The sequence below is a fragment of the Dyella caseinilytica genome, assembly GCF_016865235.1.
GTDB classification, from domain to species: Bacteria; Pseudomonadota; Gammaproteobacteria; order Xanthomonadales; family Rhodanobacteraceae; genus Dyella_B; species Dyella_B caseinilytica.
Genome location: NZ_CP064030.1, coordinates 569037 through 586029 on the forward strand (window position 1 = coordinate 569037; position 16993 = coordinate 586029).

The 16993-nt window shown below is 61.6% G+C and carries 15 protein-coding genes; 5 read left to right on the top strand and 10 right to left on the bottom strand.

Translation table 11 applies throughout. The features are described 5' to 3' along the window. Window positions 1–177 precede the first annotated feature (177 nt). A complete protein-coding gene (locus ISN74_RS02435; protein ID WP_188797058.1) occupies window positions 178–657 on the bottom strand; it encodes a DciA family protein in 480 nt (159 codons plus the stop codon). Window positions 658–683: 26 nt separating this feature from the next. Between ISN74_RS02435 and ISN74_RS02440 the strand changes: the two genes are divergently transcribed. Together ISN74_RS02440 and secA are read left to right on the top strand one after the other, a co-directional pair. Further along, window positions 684–1616, top strand: a complete 933-nt coding sequence (locus ISN74_RS02440; RefSeq protein ID WP_188797060.1) for a M23 family metallopeptidase — start codon at window positions 684–686, stop codon at window positions 1614–1616. A gap of 244 nt (window positions 1617–1860) precedes the next feature. Then, on the top strand, window positions 1861–4587 hold the full coding sequence (gene secA, locus ISN74_RS02445) for a preprotein translocase subunit SecA (RefSeq protein ID WP_188797069.1): 2727 nt from the start codon (window positions 1861–1863) through the stop codon (window positions 4585–4587). Window positions 4588–4683: 96 nt separating this feature from the next. Here the strand turns inward: secA and ISN74_RS02450 are convergent, their stop codons facing one another. The 6 genes from ISN74_RS02450 to ISN74_RS02475 form a co-directional block, all read right to left on the bottom strand. Continuing rightward, window positions 4684–5535 carry a symmetrical bis(5'-nucleosyl)-tetraphosphatase gene (locus tag ISN74_RS02450; RefSeq protein WP_188797071.1) on the bottom strand — a complete coding sequence of 284 codons (852 nt, stop codon included), beginning with the start codon at window positions 5533–5535 and terminating at the stop codon, window positions 4684–4686. Window positions 5536–5584: 49 nt separating this feature from the next. Continuing rightward, window positions 5585–5968, bottom strand: coding sequence for a Co2+/Mg2+ efflux protein ApaG (gene apaG, locus ISN74_RS02455; RefSeq protein WP_188797073.1), 384 nt, complete (start codon window positions 5966–5968; stop codon window positions 5585–5587). Window positions 5969–6030: 62 nt separating this feature from the next. Then, on the bottom strand, window positions 6031–6825 hold the full coding sequence (rsmA, locus tag ISN74_RS02460) for a 16S rRNA (adenine(1518)-N(6)/adenine(1519)-N(6))-dimethyltransferase RsmA (RefSeq protein ID WP_188797074.1): 795 nt from the start codon (window positions 6823–6825) through the stop codon (window positions 6031–6033). A 16-nt stretch (window positions 6826–6841) separates the two neighbouring features. Then, on the bottom strand, window positions 6842–7849 hold the full coding sequence (gene pdxA, locus ISN74_RS02465) for a 4-hydroxythreonine-4-phosphate dehydrogenase PdxA (RefSeq protein ID WP_188797077.1): 1008 nt from the start codon (window positions 7847–7849) through the stop codon (window positions 6842–6844). A 25-nt stretch (window positions 7850–7874) separates the two neighbouring features. After that, complete coding sequence (locus ISN74_RS02470; protein ID WP_188799463.1) at window positions 7875–9248, bottom strand: peptidylprolyl isomerase; 1374 nt, start codon at window positions 9246–9248, stop codon at window positions 7875–7877. 106 nt (window positions 9249–9354) lie between these two features. Continuing rightward, on the bottom strand, window positions 9355–11790 hold the full coding sequence (locus ISN74_RS02475; RefSeq protein ID WP_229678957.1) for an LPS-assembly protein LptD: 2436 nt from the start codon (window positions 11788–11790) through the stop codon (window positions 9355–9357). 86 nt (window positions 11791–11876) lie between these two features. On the opposite strand from ISN74_RS02475, the gene msrB reads away from it, so the two are divergent. Continuing rightward, a complete protein-coding gene (gene msrB, locus ISN74_RS02480; RefSeq protein ID WP_188797088.1) occupies window positions 11877–12278 on the top strand; it encodes a peptide-methionine (R)-S-oxide reductase MsrB in 402 nt (133 codons plus the stop codon). Window positions 12279–12340: 62 nt separating this feature from the next. On the opposite strand, the gene ISN74_RS02485 is transcribed toward msrB, so the two are convergent. The 3 genes from ISN74_RS02485 to ISN74_RS02495 are packed head-to-tail and all read right to left on the bottom strand — an operon-like array spanning window position 12341 to window position 14435. Next, window positions 12341–13264: a histone deacetylase family protein gene (locus ISN74_RS02485; RefSeq protein WP_188797089.1), complete on the bottom strand. Its 924-nt coding sequence runs from the start codon at window positions 13262–13264 to the stop codon at window positions 12341–12343. A gap of 2 nt (window positions 13265–13266) precedes the next feature. Then, window positions 13267–13833 (bottom strand): cob(I)yrinic acid a,c-diamide adenosyltransferase, encoded by a 567-nt coding sequence (locus ISN74_RS02490; protein WP_188797091.1) that lies wholly within the window; start codon window positions 13831–13833, stop codon window positions 13267–13269. A gap of 2 nt (window positions 13834–13835) precedes the next feature. Further along, entirely contained in the window at window positions 13836–14435 is a 600-nt protein-coding gene (locus ISN74_RS02495; RefSeq protein ID WP_188797093.1) for a hypothetical protein, read from the bottom strand. A 103-nt stretch (window positions 14436–14538) separates the two neighbouring features. Here ISN74_RS02495 and ubiH point away from each other — a divergent pair, with 103 nt between their 5' ends. Both ubiH and ISN74_RS02505 read left to right on the top strand, forming a co-directional pair. Then, entirely contained in the window at window positions 14539–15765 is a 1227-nt protein-coding gene (gene ubiH, locus ISN74_RS02500; protein ID WP_188797095.1) for a 2-octaprenyl-6-methoxyphenyl hydroxylase, read from the top strand. Beyond that, window positions 15762–16964 carry a UbiH/UbiF/VisC/COQ6 family ubiquinone biosynthesis hydroxylase gene (locus ISN74_RS02505; protein WP_188797096.1) on the top strand — a complete coding sequence of 401 codons (1203 nt, stop codon included), beginning with the start codon at window positions 15762–15764 and terminating at the stop codon, window positions 16962–16964. The genes ubiH and ISN74_RS02505 overlap by 4 nt, the downstream gene beginning before the upstream one ends. Window positions 16965–16993 lie beyond the last annotated feature (29 nt).

Sequence of the window (16993 nt, forward strand, 5' to 3'; positions counted from 1 at the left end):
GGTCCTTCGGGGCCCGGCTTGTTCGTTTTGTGACGTGGGTCACATTTTCAGCCTTCACGCTTTCACGTTACCGAGACGGGACCTAGAGACCCGGGCAGGGGTATGCGTGGTATAAATCTCGCTTCCCGATTCCGGGCTGGCCGCTGTCGGTTTGCTGCCCGGGAAGGACGCTTCAGCTCAGGGCGTCCTGCGGGGATTGGAATCCGCAGGTTCGGCGACGGACGCCAGTTCCAGAAATAGGGCCTTCAGTTCAGGGTCCGAGATTGATTTCGCGGCTGCCTTCAAGTGAAGTGCCGCCGCGGCTGAAAGCGGTTTTGATTGCTCCGGCTGGGGATCAGGCGGAGGAAGGGGGGCCACTTTCACGGTGACTGAGCCGGCATTCGCGCCTATGGCGCGTGCGGCAGCGAGGATTTGCGCCTGTTGCAAGCGCAACCTCGACGCCCAAGCCGGTGAGGAAGCCAAAAATACCAGGCGGTCGTCGCGGAAGTTGGCGAACCTGACTTGCTCACGCAGCGGAGGCGATAACGTCTGGCGCAGTGCGCGGTCCAAGGCTTCCAGCTTGCCGGCTTTTTTGGCTAGCGCGGCGACTGGACCAACGGCGGTAATGGATTGCGGTCCATGACCGGTGCGGGGTGTGACGGGGGCGTCGCGCTGCATCGGAAAACTACAAATTTGGTAATGACATGCAAATCATACTCGTCTCACGCGCAGGGAAGGTGCCAAGAACACTGGACCTCACCAACCAGCGGCTACGCTGGCGCGTCCTGGGTATCGGGGCGGCCGTGGTACTGGCGTTGGCCAGCCTCGGCGCCGGCGTAGCGTTGGCCGTAGCCAGTCCACGTGACCATGCACTGGCGGAAATCGACGCGCTGCACAAACAGGTGCGGCAGCAGGATCAGCAGTTGGGTGATTTGCGCGACGACGCGCACCGACAGCTCGATGCGCTGGCGATCAAGCTCGGCCAGCTGCAAGCCCAAGCCACCCGGCTGAACGCGCTCGGCGAGCGCCTGGTTCAGGTCGGCAAGCTCGATAGCGGTGAATTCAATTTCGATCAGCCGCCGCCGGTCGGCGGTGTGGAAGTCGCCAGTGGTAGCGGCTCCTATTCACTGCCGCAAACGCTCGACGCCAGCATCGATCAGCTGGGAAGCCAGTTCGATACCCAACAGGCGCAGCTCAGCGCGATGCAGAGCCTGCTCATGAACGCCCGGATCGACTCGGACCTCAAGCCGACGGGGATGCCGGCGGACGGTTACATCTCCTCCTATTTCGGCGTGCGCGCCGATCCGTTCGATGGCCGGTCCGCCTTGCACACCGGCCTGGACGTCGCTGTGCCCTATGGCAGCCCTGTGCATACCGTCGCCGAAGGCATGGTCACCTACGCCGGCGTTCGCAGCGGTTACGGCAATGTGGTCGAGATCGACCATGGCAACGGCTACATGACCCGCTACGCCCACAACAGCAAGCTGCTCGTGCGTCCTGGCCAGCACGTTCGTGTCGGCGACGAGATTGCCGAGGCAGGCTCAACCGGCCGTTCCACTGGGTCTCATGTGCACTTTGAGGTCTGGTATCACGGTCGCGTGGTCAATCCGCTGGCGTATGTGAAGAACCATCGCTGAGCGGGTTCGCATGGCACCCTTGAAAGCGCTGCGCCTTACCGCCACCCCTGTCCGAAGGCTGTTCTGAGTCACCGCGCACGGTCTCGCACTGTGCCAGCGGTCGACAACGAAGGGCGATGGCGATATGCCGGGTGCGGCGCAGGTTTCCGCGTTTGGGATACCTGCCAGACCCTAGTATCATCAATCCTTTGCCCGCCAGGATCCGTCCGGGTGGGCTTCCCTAATTTTCTGATCCGGAAGATCGATGCTCAACCGTGCCCTGACGAGCCTTTTTGGCAGCCGCAATGACCGCGTGCTGCGCCAGCTGTCCAAGACCGTCGCGCGCATCAATGCGTTCGAGCCTGAGTTCGAGAAGCTCAGCGACGAGGCCTTGCGCGGCAAGACGGCCGAATTCAAGCAGCGCATCGCCGACGGTGAAACCCTGGACAAGCTGCTGCCGGAAGCCTTCGCAGTCGTCCGCGAAGGCGCCAAGCGCGTCCTGGGCATGCGCCATTACGACGTGCAGCTGATCGGCGGCATGGTGCTGCACATGGGCAAAATCGCCGAAATGCGCACCGGCGAAGGCAAGACCCTGGTGGCGACAGCCCCGGTGTACCTCAATGCCCTGGAAGGCAAGGGTGCACACGTGGTGACGGTCAACGACTACCTTGCCAAGCGTGACGCGGCCCAGATGGGCAAGCTGTACAACTTCCTTGGCCTGAGCGTGGGTGTGGTCTGGCCGGGCATGGATCATGCCGACAAGTTCGCCGCCTATGCTGCCGACATCACCTACGGCACCAATAACGAATACGGCTTCGACTATTTGCGCGACAACATGGCGTTGTCGAAGGACCAACGCTGCCAGCGTGGCTTGCACTACGCCATCGTCGACGAAGTGGATTCGATCCTGATCGACGAAGCGCGTACGCCGCTGATCATTTCCGGCCCCGCCGAGGATTCCCCGCAGCTTTACCTTGCGGTGAACAAGATCGTGCCGCGCATGACACGGCAGGAAGTCGAAGACGGTGCAGGCGACTACTGGGTCGATGAAAAGCAAAAGCAGGTGCACCTGTCCGAAGAGGGCATGCAGCATGCAGAAGAGCTGCTGCACCAGGCGAACGTGATTGAAGAGGAAAGTAGCCTCTATGATTCGCGCAACCTGGCCATCGTGCATCACCTCAATGCGGCGCTGCGCGCCAACGCCATTTATCAGCGCGATGTGGACTACATCGTGCGCGACGGCGAAGTGATCATCGTCGACGAATTCACCGGCCGTACCTTGCCGGGCCGCCGCTGGTCCGACGGCCTGCACCAGGCGGTCGAGGCGAAGGAAGGCGTGCCGATCCAGCGCGAAAACCAGACGCTGGCCACGGTCACGTTCCAGAACCTGTTCCGCATGTACAAGAAGCTGGCCGGCATGACCGGTACGGCCGATACGGAAGCCTACGAATTCCAGACGATTTATGGCTTGGAAGTGGTCGTGATCCCGACCCACAAGCCGATGATCCGTCGGGACAATTCGGACATGGTGTTCCTGAGCCAGGAAGTGAAATACAAGGCGGTGATCGAGGACATCAGGGATTGTCATCAGCGCGGCCAGCCGGTGCTGGTGGGTACCGCATCGATCGACGTCTCCGAGCTGCTGTCCGAGTTGCTGCGCAAGGAAAAGATTCCGCACGAAGTGCTCAATGCCAAGCAGCACGAGCGCGAAGCGCACATCGTGGCGCAGGCAGGCATGCCGGGGTCGGTCACCATCGCCACCAACATGGCCGGCCGCGGTACCGACATCGTGCTTGGCGGCAGTCTGGAAGCCGCATTGGCTGCGCTGCCGGAAGATGCGTCCGAAACCGACCGCGCACGCGTCAAATCCGAGTGGAAGAAGCGCCACGAGCAGGTCATCGCTGCGGGCGGTCTGCATATCGTGGGTACGGAGCGACACGAGTCCCGCCGTATCGATAACCAGCTGCGCGGCCGTTCCGGCCGTCAGGGTGACCCGGGTTCCTCGCGTTTCTACCTCTCGTTGCAGGACAACTTGCTGCGCATCTTCGGCGGCGAAGGCCTGGTGCGCTGGATGAAGCGCTTTGGCATGAAGGAAGACGAGGCGCTGGAAGATCGCATGATCAGCCGCCAGATCGAAAAGGCGCAGCGCAAGGTTGAGCAGCACAACTTCGATATCCGCAAAAACCTGTTGGAATACGACGACGTCGCCAACGATCAGCGCAAGGTGATTTACCGCCAGCGCGATGAGTTGCTGGAAGAAGACGACGTGTCCGCCACCGTGTCCGACATTCGTGATGACGTGGTTGAGAACATTGTGCGTCGCTACGTGCCCGCCGACAGCATCGACGAGCAATGGGACCTGGCCGGTCTCGATCGCGAGCTGGAAAGCGATTTCGGTCTGTCGAGCGAACTCAAGCACTGGTTGGAACAGCAATCCGAGGCCGATGCCGGTGCGGTGCTGGAGCACGTGCGCACGCTCCTCAACGACCTGTTCGAGGCCAAGGAAAAGCAGATCGGCCCGGAAACCATGCGTCAGCTCGAGAAGCACATCATGCTGAGCGTGGTGGACAACGCCTGGAAGGAACATCTCTCCAGCATGGATTACATGCGCCAGGGCATCTACTTGCGCGGCTATGCGCAGGTGGATCCCAAGCAGGCCTTCAAGCGCGAATCCTTCGATCTGTTCTCGCAGATGTTGGCGCGTATCAAGGTCGAAGTGACCCAAATGCTCGCCCGCATTCGCATCCGCAGCGAGGAAGAAGTCGTTGCGATGGAAGCCGAGCAGCAGCGTATGGCCGAGCGGTTGCAGCGCCAGATGCAGGCCAGCGGCGGTGGCGCGCCCGTGGGTGGTGCGCTTGGGCTGGAAACGCCCGTGCAGCCGCAAGTGTCATCATCCGAGCCGACGGTGAGCGGCCCGAAGGTTGGGCGTAACGATCCATGTCCTTGCGGTTCCGGCAAGAAATATAAGCACTGTCACGGTCAGCTGAGCTGATCGTGCAGGGCTGTTGATGGGTGTGCGGTCGTAGGTTGGGTTACCCGGACTTGATCCGGTGCTAAGCCCCAACCTATGGCAGCGCGCGGCGAAGACTTAATCGCCGCTGCCAGCCAGCTGCTTGCGATGCGGCTCGGCATTCACCGTGATGTACTGCGGCTCCTCGACATCCAGGCGCAGCGCAGTGAGCTTGCCACCCCACACGCATCCTGTATCGATGCCGTAAATGCCCAGGCCGGCGAAGCGGCCCAGCGCAGACCAGTGACCGCAGACGAGGCGCATCTCGCGTCGGCGCATGCCCGGCACTTCAAACCAGGGATACATGCCGGGTTTCTGCGTGCCCGGTGCGCCTTTGCCTTCGAAGTCGATGCGGCCGTTGACATCGCAGAAGCGCATCCGGGTCAGCGTGTTGATCGAGGCGCGCATGCGCTCGATGCCTTGCAGACGGCTCGACCACGCCGCGGGACGATTGCCGAACAGGTTCTTCAGCAGCCGTGGATGACGTGGGCTGGAAAGTTCGCGCTCGATTTCCTGTGCGCAGCGTTGCGCCTGCTTGAGCGTCCAGGTGGGTGCCAGACCGGCGTGCACCATCGTCCAGCCTAGTGCTTCATCATGATGCAGCAGTTTCTGGCTGCGCAGCCATTCGAACAGAACGGGCGCGTCCTCCGCGAACAGCACTTCTCGAAGTTCGGGATTGACGCGTGCCTGCGCGTCCTGCTTGCGCAAGGCAATCGCCAGCAAACTCAGATCGTGGTTGCCCAGCGTGACGATGGTGCTGTCGCGCAGTGAATGCACCAGGCGCAGCGTGTCCAGAGATTGGCCGCCACGGTTGACCAGGTCACCGCAGAACCACAGGCGATCCTGCACGGGATCAAAGTGCAGTTTTTCCAGCAGCCGCTGCAATTCTGGATAACAGCCCTGCACATCACCGATTGCATAGGTTGCCATCAGCGCATCGCCTCAAGGGTCTGCTGCGGGCACATCATCGTGGTGCCTCTCAGTGCAGGGTGCGCGGAATGGAAAGGGTAAAGGTCGGAATGGGCGCTTCGAAGCGGGTGCCGTCGTCGGCCACCATCTCATAGCTGCCCTGCATCGTGCCGACGGCGGTCTCCAGCACAGCGCCGGAGGTGTATTCGTAATCGTCGCCTGGACGCATCCATGGCTGTTCGCCAACCACCCCTTCGCCACGCACTTCCTCGATCTTGCCATTGGCATCCGTGATCACCCAGTGACGGGTGAGCAGGCGGGCCGGAATGATACCGGCATTGTGCAGCTTGATCGTGTACGCGAACACGTAGCGGTTTTCGTCGGGCGCTGACTGGTCCGGCACAAAGCGGGTTTGCACCTGCACGTCGATCGTGTAGGGGGATTTGTCGTTCATGGGGTCATTGTACGGGCTAAGCAGGCCCAAGAGCACCGTATCGGGTAAGCCTGATGGTGATGTCAGGATGCTGTCTCGACCTTGGCAAGGCGTACAAAATCCGCGGGCGAAAGTGTTTCTGCACGCGCCTTGGGATCGACATCGGCCTGGCGAATCGCGTCGGTATCCATCCATTGCCGCAGCGCATTGCCAAGTGTCTTGCGACGCTGGGCGAAGGCTGCCTTCACGATCGTGTGCAGGCGATCGGGATCCGCATCATGGCGTGCTTCAGGCGCGATCGGTACGAGGCGTACCACCGCCGAATCGACTTTCGGCGGCGGGCGGAACGCGCCGGGCGGCACTTCGAACAGCGGTTCGACGCGGCAAGCCAGCTGCAGCATCACAGATAGCCGTCCATACACCTTGCTGCCCGGTTCGGCAGCCATGCGATCGACGACTTCTTTTTGCAACATGAAATGCATATCGCTGATGGCCGCTGCATGCTCCACGCAATGGAACAGGATCGGACTGGAGATGTAATACGGCAGATTGCCTGCAATGCGCAGGCAAGAAACCCCAGCGCGATGGGCCAACGCAGTGAAATCGACCTTCAGCACATCGGCGTGCACGATGGAAAGCTCGCCGACATCCGCTGCATTGGCCTGCAGACGGGGTATGAGATCGGTATCCAGCTCGATGGCCGTGAGTTTGCCGGCGGCGGCCAGCAATGGAAAGGTCAGCGCGCCTTCGCCAGGCCCGATCTCCACCAGGAAATCGTCGGGACGTGGCGAGATCGCGTTGACGATGCGCTCGATGTAGCGGCGCTCGTGCAGGAAGTGCTGGCCGAAGCTTTTCTTGGGGCGACTAGGGGGATTCATGACGTCCTGCTTCCCTTCACCTTGGTGAAGGGAACTTGTTGCGACGATCCACCAGATCCAGCGCCATCCTGGCAGCGGCTATCAGGCTGGAAGGATCAGCTTGGCCGCTGCCGGCGAGATCCAGCGCGGTACCGTGGTCGACGGATGTGCGAATGAAGGGCAGGCCGAGCGTGAGATTGACGGTGCGATCGAAGGCTTCGCTCTTGAGCACGGGCAATGCCTGATCGTGGTACATCGCGAGCACCGCATCGTAATGATGCCGTTGCGCTGGCACGAACGCGGTGTCCGCGGGCAGCGGCCCCAGCAAGACCATGCCTTGCTGGCGGAGCGTTTCGAGCACCGGGATGATCGTGTCGATTTCCTCGCGTCCGATATGACCGCTTTCGCCGGCGTGAGGGTTGAGCCCGAGCACGGCGATGCGTGGCTTCTCGAAGCCGAATTTCGTGCGCAGCTCGTTATGCACAATGCGCAGCGTTTGTTCCAGCGAGGCAGCGGTGATTGCAGAAGAAACGGCGTTCAACGGCAAATGCGTGGTCGCCAGGGCAACGCGCAACTCCGGGCTCGCCAGCATCATGACCACGTCAGCGTGGCTTCGCGCAGCAAAAAACTCGGTGTGGCCGCTGAAGGGGACACCTGCATCGTTGATCGAGGACTTTTGCAGCGGAGCGGTTACCACCGCGGCGTAACGCTCCTGCATGCATCCATCGGCAGCCTCGGCCAGCGTCGCCAGGACGTGCTGTGCGTTGCGTGGATCCGGATGCCCCGGCGTTTCTTCTGCGACAAGCGGGATATGGCGCACGCGCAGGCTGCCGGGCGGGCGCACGTCGATATCGCCGCCGTCGTCATCAACGAGGCGGATGGCCACGCCGCAGCGTGCCGCCGCGCGCTCGAGCAGATCTTTATCGGTTATCGCAACGAAATTGGCCGCCAGCGAGGTGGCGGCCAATCGGACGAGAAGCTCGGGACCGACACCCGCTGGCTCGCCTGCTGTCAGAGCGAGCCGGGGCAGGGCAGATCCGTTCACGGGCTGTTCGCGTGTCGTGCAGGGATCACGGGGACGGGGATGCCTTGATGCCGGCGCCGCCGTTGTCCGTATCGGTGGGCTCCTGCAGCTCAGGCGCCAGAATTTTCACATAGGCATCGGAACGCAGCTGGCGCAGGAAGTCGTCGTAGGCCTGGTCGGCTTTGCGGTTGCCGATGGCCTGACGAGCCTGGTCGCGGGCCACTTCCGTGGTCATATCGGTGTTGCGTGTACCGAGACGCTGCAGGATGTGCCAGCCGGCTTCGCTCTGGAACGGCTGCGAGATCTCGTTGTCCTTCAAATCCGCCACCTTCTGGCCGATCAGCGAGCCCCAGTCACCTTGCTGGAACCAGCCCATGTCGCCGCCGGCGTTGGCGGTCGTGTCGTCATTGGAATTGTCCTTCGCCAGCTTGGCGAAGTCTTCATGCTTGTTGACGATGCGGTTGTAGAGATCCTGCGCCTTCTGCTGAGCCTGGGTGGGTGAGAGCAGTTCGCTCGGGCGAATCAGGATCTGGCGGGCATGGAACTCAGGCACCATCTGCTTGGACGGCGCGCGCGTGCCGATCAGCTGGATGATGTGGAAGCCGGTGGGGCCATGCAGGATACCGCTGACTTCACCGGGCTTGAGCGAATCGATGGTGTCGACGAAGGCCGGCGGCACTTCGTCGATGCGGCGCCAGCCGAGGTCGCCGCCGTCCAGCGCATCGGGCGCATCGGAGAAGCGGATCGTGGCAGCCTTGAAGTTCATGCCGCCCTTGATGGCGGCCAGTGCCTGCTCGGCCTTGTTCTGTGCGGCCTGGATATCGGCTGCGGTGGCACCGCTGGGGATGCTGATCTGGATGTGGGCCAGATGCACCTCACCTGCCTTGTAGCTGGGGCTGTTGAGCAGGTTGTCGATTTCGCTGTTGGTCACCGAGACCGAATCGCGCACCACGTTCTGGTGCAGCTTCTGCACGACCAGCTGGTCGTGGAGCTGCTGGCGGAAGGAGGCATAGCTCAGGCCGCTCTGTTCCACGGCGGCGCGCAGCTGGTCGGGGCTCATTTTGTTCTGGGCCGCCACGTTCTGCACGGCCTGATCCACTTCGGCATCGGACACGCGGATGCCCTGGTCGTCGGCGCGCTGCAACTGCAGCTTCATCAGCACCAGACGGTCAAGCACTTGCCGGCGCAGCACGTCGATGGGCGGGAGCTGCCCCGGCTGGCTGGCGTACTGCTGCTGGATAGCGGCAACGGCGTCGTTCAGCTCGCTCTGCAGGATCACATCGTCTTCAACCACAGCAACGATCCGGTCGATAGGCTGCAGGCCTGAGCCGGCATCCTGCGGCGACAGGAGCTGAGCCTGGGCCAGCGACGGGATCGCCGAGACGATCGTCAGCAGGAACAACGCAAAAATCTGCTTCATCAGTGAACAGCCTTCTATCGCCGGTGGCGAGGGAAATGGTTGGTAATCCTGGACAGGAGCCTGGCCGGCCACCGCCTGGAGAGCGCCCGAACCAGCCTGGGCGCGGTTATTGATAGCCAAGGATATCACGCCGCAGGATGCTGTCCGTTTGGCCGCTGAAGGCACCCATACCCTTGAATTCCAGCTCGAACATGACGGCGGTATCGCTGCCTGGTGCTATCTGGCCGGCTGGCAAGGTCGAGATGACGCCGTCGTAACCTGTCACGTAGCGGCGGGCGACAACGCTCATTTTCACGCAGCAGCCCTCGTACTGCACGCCGGCCACCGCCTCCACCGTACGCTTGTCCATGACCGAATAAGTCCAGTCACCGATCAGGCGCCAGCGGGCGGTAAGCGGATAGACCGCCGAGATGTCATATTGTTCCAGCAGGTTCTGGCGGAAGCGGTAAGAGAAGTTGAGCACGCCGTCGAAACCCAGGCGCCGTTGCACCGTGAACGTACCTAGCTCGGTCTTGCGGGTGTTCGGGTTCCAGAGGTACTCAGTGCTCATGGTCCACTGATCGTTCAACTGGCTGCTCAGCTCGGCGACGTAGTCCGAGCCAGACCAGTCGGTAGCCTGTGTACCGGGTGTTTGGACCAACTGGGGCGTGAAATAACGGATTTGGCCGAAGGTTGCGGACAGCCGTTCCACGCCGCCGTCATCAAGCAGTCGAGTGGTTACTGCTGCGGTGAGGTTATTCGCATTCATCTGGCGGTCCGCGCCAGAGAACTGGTTTGGTGCGAACAGCATCCAATCGTCGAACGCCATCAGATTGGTATCGAACAGCGGCAGATTGGTCTGGTTGCGGTAGGGGGCATACAGGTAATACAGGCGTGGTTCTAGCGTCTGCGTGTAATCCGTACCGAACATTGATGCAACACGATCGAAAATCAGGCCTTGGTCCAGGCTGACGATCGGCAGCGAGCGGCTCGGATTAGCATCCGTGAATGGTGTGATCGTTGTGACTCCCGACAGCGAGGTGTAGGAAGTGGAATAGTTCCGGTAACCGCTGTCGAGCGAGTAAGTGGTATAGCGGTAGGCCACCTTGGGTCGAATGAACCACCACGGCCCCTGAAAGTCCGCGTCGATATACGGGTAAAGGTCCAGTCGGCTGCCTTCTACGGCTTCGGATTTATGGAACGAATCCGCCTCGCTGGTCAGGCCTATGTCATACCAGCGCCAGAATGGAATATCCATATTGAAGGTGGCGCGCGGCAGTCGCTTGTAAGGCTCTACGGCGTTCGATTCCGCTGGGTCGACGTTCTGCCACATGTCGCCACCCACCTGGGCGCTCCACCAGTTACCCGATCCATTCAAGTAAATGCTTGAGTACAAAAGTGCGGTGGAGATGTTGAAGATATCGTCGCCGAAATCGTGCAGATAGTTCTGATCCGATGCACGCATGATGTCGGTGCTGAGCCACCATCCCTTCCATAGCGTCGTGCTATTGGTGAATCTGAATAGGTAGCGCTGCGTACCTTGAGTGTCGAAAGAAGTTGGCGTGATCTTCTGGTCGTTGTACAAATCGTTGGGCAAGAATTCGAAATCGAAAGTGCCTTTCGTTTGAGGGAACAGATAGCGCGCTTCGCCCGAAAGCATGGAACCGCGCAAACTGTAATAACGCGGCGTAAGCGTCAAGTCGTAATTGGGTGCCAGATTGAAGTAGTACGGAATCCTGAACTGATAACCGGCCTCGCCCGTATGCTCGAAGTACGGATACAGGAAGCCGCTCTGGCGATCGTTGTTGAGCGGGAACGACATGTACGGCGTATAGAAAAACGGAACGCCGTACATGGACATGGTCGCGTCGTGCGCTATGCCGCGGCCGGTGTTTTGGTCGGTATCGATCTTCTTGGCGCGGATTTCCCAGATATGACGGCCGATATCGCAGGTCGAGTAGGTGGCGACGGAATAGCGGCTGCGATTGGCGTCGAACTGCTGTCCTCGCACGGCGGTGCCGTTGCCATGCGAATCGAGCATCTGAAAGCGCACGTTGCCGGTGGCCAGCGTCGTACTGTTGTCGGTATTACCGACCACATGATCGGCGGACACCAGTTGGTTGTATTCCTGGTAGTGGACATTGCCGCGTGCATCGTAATCGGAGGTGTCGCTGTTGTAGTCGGCGACATCGGCGTGCAATTCCTGGTCGGCGCGGATCGTTTTCACGTGGCCGGTCAGGTGATAGATGGTCTGGTCCGGGCTCTGCACGTGGTCGGCCCAGACATAGGTCTTGGCGGTCTGACGCAGCGACGAGTCCTTGCTCAGGAACGGGTCATAGAACTCGAGCTGGCCGTTGGGTCGGCACAGTGCGAAGTTGTCCGGCCTGGGTGCACAGATAAAGGTCCCCAACGGGCAAACCACCTCCGAGCCATCCAGCGAGGCCTTGGGCTTCTTGTTCTGGCTGCCGGCGTAAACGGCTGGGCTGCTGAGCAAGGCAGCAGAGGCAGCGATTGCCAGCAGACGGCGTGGAGGCAGGTGACGCAAGGGCGGCGTAGGCTTCACGGAGGGCGCAGTCAATCGGAGACGAAGGGGCGTTAAGCTATCAGAAAGGCCCTTCGGTCGGCACGCATCCCGCATAAGGATTCAGCATGAATGAGCACAAGCCTGAAAAATCCGACGAACAATGGCGTGCAAACCTGAGTCCGGAACAATATGCGGTGTGTCGCTGTTCGGCGACCGAGCCGCCTTTCAGCGGCAAGTGGTATCGGCACAAGGAGCCGGGCACCTACACCTGTGTGGCCTGCAAGGCCCCGCTTTTTGCTTCGGAGACCAAATACGACTCGGGTTCGGGCTGGCCCAGTTTTTTCCAGCCGGTGACCCGGTCGGCGGTGAGCCTGCTGCAAGACGACAGCCACGGCATGCATCGCACGGAAGTGCGATGCGCGGCCTGCGAGTCGCACCTGGGGCATGTTTTTCCGGATGGCCCCAAACCCACGGGGTTGCGCTATTGCATCAATTCGGTGGCGCTGGACTTCGTGCCGATGAAGTGATGGCTTTTTGCTTTCCCTTCCCGAAGGGGAGAGGCTTCACACGCGCGTGGTAGACCCAACCATCATGACTCTAAAAGCGCGCCGACATGCGCACTGACGCTTGCGGCCAGTGCGTTCAGTTCATACCCCCCTTCCAGCGTGGATACCAGCCTGTTGCCGGCATGTGCACGGGCCAGATCGGCAAGCCGCTCGGTGATCCAGGCGTAGTCCTCGGTTTGCAGGCGGATATCGGCCAACGGGTCATTGCGATGTGCATCGAAGCCTGCCGAAACGAGTACCAATTGCGGCTTGAACGCATGTAATCGCGGCAGTAGCGCGCCATCCCACCATTCGCGGAATTCGTAAGAACCATCGCCTGGAGAAAGCGGTGCGTTGACGATATTGCCCACGCCACGCTCGTCTTCCTGCCCGGTTCCCGGGTAGAGCGGCGACTGGTGGCTTGAAATGAACAGCACGCGTGGCTCGCGCTGGAAAATGTCCTGTGTGCCATTGCCGTGATGCACATCGAAATCAGCAATGGCCACCCGCTTCAGGCCGTGGGCTGCCAAGGCATGCGCTGCGCCGATGGCGATGTTGTTGAACAGGCAGAAGCCCATCGCCGTATCGGGTGTTGCGTGATGGCCCGGCGGGCGCACCGCACAGAAAGCGTGTGAGACGGTGCCCTGCATGACGGCATCGACGGCGGCGATGACGGCTCCGGCCGCACGCAACCCCGCTTCGGCCGATGCGGTAGACATCAAGGTGTCTTCGTCCAGGCGGACCGTTCCCGAATCGGGCGCTATAGCAAGGATGCGATCGACGTGCGCGGCCGTGTGTACACGCAGAAGTTGTTCGCGCGTCGCCCTCGGTGCCTCGATGCGATCGACAATCGCAAAGCGATCCTGATCCAAGGCTTGCAGCACGGCACGCAAGCGCGCGGGTGATTCGGCATGGCCTGGTCCGGGATCATGCTGCAGGCACACAGAATGGGTGTAGAGCTGCAGCATATCTACGCTTTGGGTTTGCGGCGGCGCTCGTGTTGCCAGAGTACTTCGCCGTGACCGCCAGCGCGGGCCAGGACGCGCCCCAGCACAAACAGCAGGTCGGACAGGCGATTGAGGTAGCGCTGCGCCTGTGGCCGTATCTCTTCTACGCGCCCCAGCGCGATCACTTGCCGCTCAGCCCGGCGGCAGACGGTGCGCGCCAGATGGCAGCAAGACGCCGCCATGCCGCCGCCCGGCAGGATGAAATCCTTCAGCGGCGGCAGGGGATCGTTGAAGCCATCAAGCGATGTTTCCAGCCGGGTAATGTCGGCATCCTCGATCATCGCCATGCCGGGGATGCACAGCTCGCCACCCAGGTCGAACAGCTCGTGCTGCACCTGGGTCAGCGTTTCACGCACGGCATCATCGACACCTTCGCACGCGAGCACCATGCCGATCGTGCTGTTGAGCTCGTCGACCGTGCCGTAGGCATCCACACGCAGCGAATCTTTGGGTACTCGCGAACCGTCACCGAGGCCAGTCGTGCCATCGTCGCCGGTGCGGGTGTAGATCTTTGAGAGCCGGTTACCCACGATCAGTTCTGCATCTGGCCGTGATGCTCGGACGTACGCGCCATTTGCACCGTCAGCACATGCAGCACGGCCCCGAGGCCTGCATACAGCGCGGTGGTTTGCAGGAATGGCAGGTACCAATCGCCCAGGTTCGCGAACCACGCGGTAAAGCTCTTTGGTGTGGGCACATGGCTGCTCAGCCAGTAGAAGCTGCCGTTGGAAATCACGTAACACGCCGCCTCGCTCACCAACAGAACGGCGACCGCCATGCCCAGCGTGGAAAGCGTAAGGCCGCGCTGGCGCTTCGCCAGCCAGCTGCCACCCATCCATAGCGAACCGTAGGCGGGAATCAGGAACCAGTAGCCAGCCGATACGCAGTAATGGCTCCAGAAGCTGATGCCCATATTGGTGATCACGATGTAATCAATCAGCACTGCCTCGGCCATCAGCAGCGGGAACGCCCAGCGGGCAGAGCCACGCAGCCAGAAGCCGGCCAGGAAAAAAATGCCCCATGACGCATCCCAGATGTCGTGATGGAACAGCGACAGGTGGATGCGGGTCGCCGCCATCACCAGGGCTAGCGCGGCAAAAACGCCGTAGCGCTGGGTCTGTGTCATAGCCATAAGAAACTCCCTGGAAACCGGCAACCGAAGGTAAGACCTCAAGTTTAGCTCAGCGCATCCTCGACATGCGAAGAATGGCGTTCCAGCGCGTATGATCTCGCGCATGAATCCCTCAGATCCCTTTAACCCCAACGGCAATGTTTTGATTGTTGGTGGCGGCTTGGTCGGCGCCAGCCTGGCCATTGCGCTGGATGCTGCCGGTTGCCCGGTGACATTGGTCGAAGCCGCTGCGCCGCGCGTAGATGCCCAGCCCAGTTATGACGAACGGAACCTCGCCCTGGCGCGGGCGACGGTCAATGGATTGACAGCTATTGGTGTCTGGCCGCAGGTTGCCGCACAAGCCACGCCAATCCGTCATATTCATGTGAGCCGCGCCGGTGAGTTTGGTACCGCCAGACTGGATGCGGCGCGCCATGGGGTGGATGCGCTCGGCTGGACTTTGCCAGCACGCGAACTTGGTGCAGGTCTGTTACGTGGGCTGGATGCCTGCACGCGGCTGGTGCGCCTGGCACCTGCCAGCCTTGTCGGGCTGGAAAAATATTCGGATGGCTGGCGCGCACGAATCAAGACACCGCAGGGTGAGCAGTTCATGGATGCCGCACTGCTGGTGGGCGCCGATGGCACCGAATCTTTCGTGCGTGCGCAACTCGGCATCGGCGTGGATACGCACGATTATCATCAGACCCTGTTTGTCAGCACGGTGACGCCGGAGCGTGATCCGGCCAACCGCGCCTGGGAGCGTTTCTCCGACGAAGGGCCGATTGCGATGCTGCCGCTGGCCGAGCGCCGTTGCGGATTAGTGTTGACCGTGCCGTCGGAGATGGCAGAAGAGGTGATTGGCCTGGATGATGCCGGTTTCATCGCGCTGGCTCAGCGGCGCTTTGGCTGGCGTCTCGGGCGGCTTCATCGGCCCGGCAAACGGCACCCTTATACAATTCGACGCGTGGCCGCGCAGCAACTGATGGGTACGCGCGCCGTGCTTGTCGGCAATGCCGCGCAGACGGTACATCCGATCGGTGCACAAGGTTTCAATCTTGGTTTGCGCGACGCGCTGACCCTTGCCGAATTGATTGCAGGTGCTGCCGATCCGGGTACACCGGCGCTGGTGGAGCGCTATGTTGCGCGACGTGCGCCCGATCGCGAAGGCACCATGGCGATGAGCCATGATCTGGTGCGTTTTGCCTGCATGCCGCAGCCGTGGCTGGCGCCGTTCCGTTCGCTGGCTCTGCTTGCGTACGATCGCGTACCGCCTTTGCAACACGTGCTGGCACGACGCGGCATGGGTTTTCGCGGCGAACCGCCGCGTGCCGTGTTGGAGCGTTTGCCATGAGAACTGTCCCGGCTATCCAGCGTCGCGGACCCGCTATAGATATCGCCGTCGTGGGCGGCGGCATGGTGGGTGCGGCCGCTGCACTGGCACTCAGTCGCGCCGGCTTTAGCACGGCCTTGCTGGAGGCGCGCGCTCCGCTGGAGTGGCAGGCGCAGGATGACGTGGATTTACGCGTCGTTGGTCTGGCTCCCTCGTCCATCGAGTTGTTGGACGGCTTGGGCGTCTGGACGTCCATACGAAAAGCTCGCGCCTGCCCCTATACGCACATGCATGTGTGGGATGCGGAAAGCGGAGCGGCGATCGATTTTGATGCGGCAGACGAAGGCCGCGATCTGCTCGGCTATATCGTCGAAAACAATCTGGTGCAGTGGGCGCTCTGGCAGGCACTGGAGCCGGCTGGCGTGCAACGCCTGTGTCCTGCCACGGTGAAGGATTTCGAGGTTCGTTCGGATCGCATCGTGCTGGACCTTGCTGATCAGGAAAGTCTCTCCGTGCGCCTGCTGGTCGCCGCCGATGGTGCGGGTTCACCGCTCCGCCAGCGCGCTGGAATCGCCACGCATGGGCATGATTACGGACAGCGCGCGATCGTTGCGCATGTCACGACCGAACGGGCGCATGAAGGCACCGCCTGGCAGCGTTTTCTACCCACCGGACCGTTGGCGTTACTTCCCTTGGCGGACGGCCGCAGTTCGGTGGTGTGGTCGTTGCCGGAAGCCGAAGCAAGGCGGGTGCAGGGGCTCGATGAAGCAGCATTTCTCGCCGAGCTGGGGCTTGCCAGCGACTTTCGGCTCGGCCGCATCATTGCAAGTACGCCACGCGCCGCGTTTCCACTGAAGCTGCAACTGGCAGACACCTATCAAGCCGATCGCTTCGTTCTGCTTGGTGATGCCGCGCATGCCGTACATCCGCTGGCCGGGCAGGGTGTGAATCTGGGCTTGCGCGATGTGGCCGAACTGCGCGACACGCTGGTTGCTGCGCGTGATGAAGGGCGCGATATCGCCGGTGCACATATCTTGCGCCGCTACGCACGCCGCCGTCGCAGCGCGGATACGCTGGATGCGTACGGCTTCGACGCGCTGGCACGAATCTACGCATGGCAATCCATGCCGCTGGTGACGGCGCGCGGATTCGGCGTGCGGCTGCTTGATCGTCTGACACCTTTGAAACGACGGATTGCCGCGCACGCTGCGGGCCACTGACGGCGTAGCGGCGAGGCGCTCCATCCATC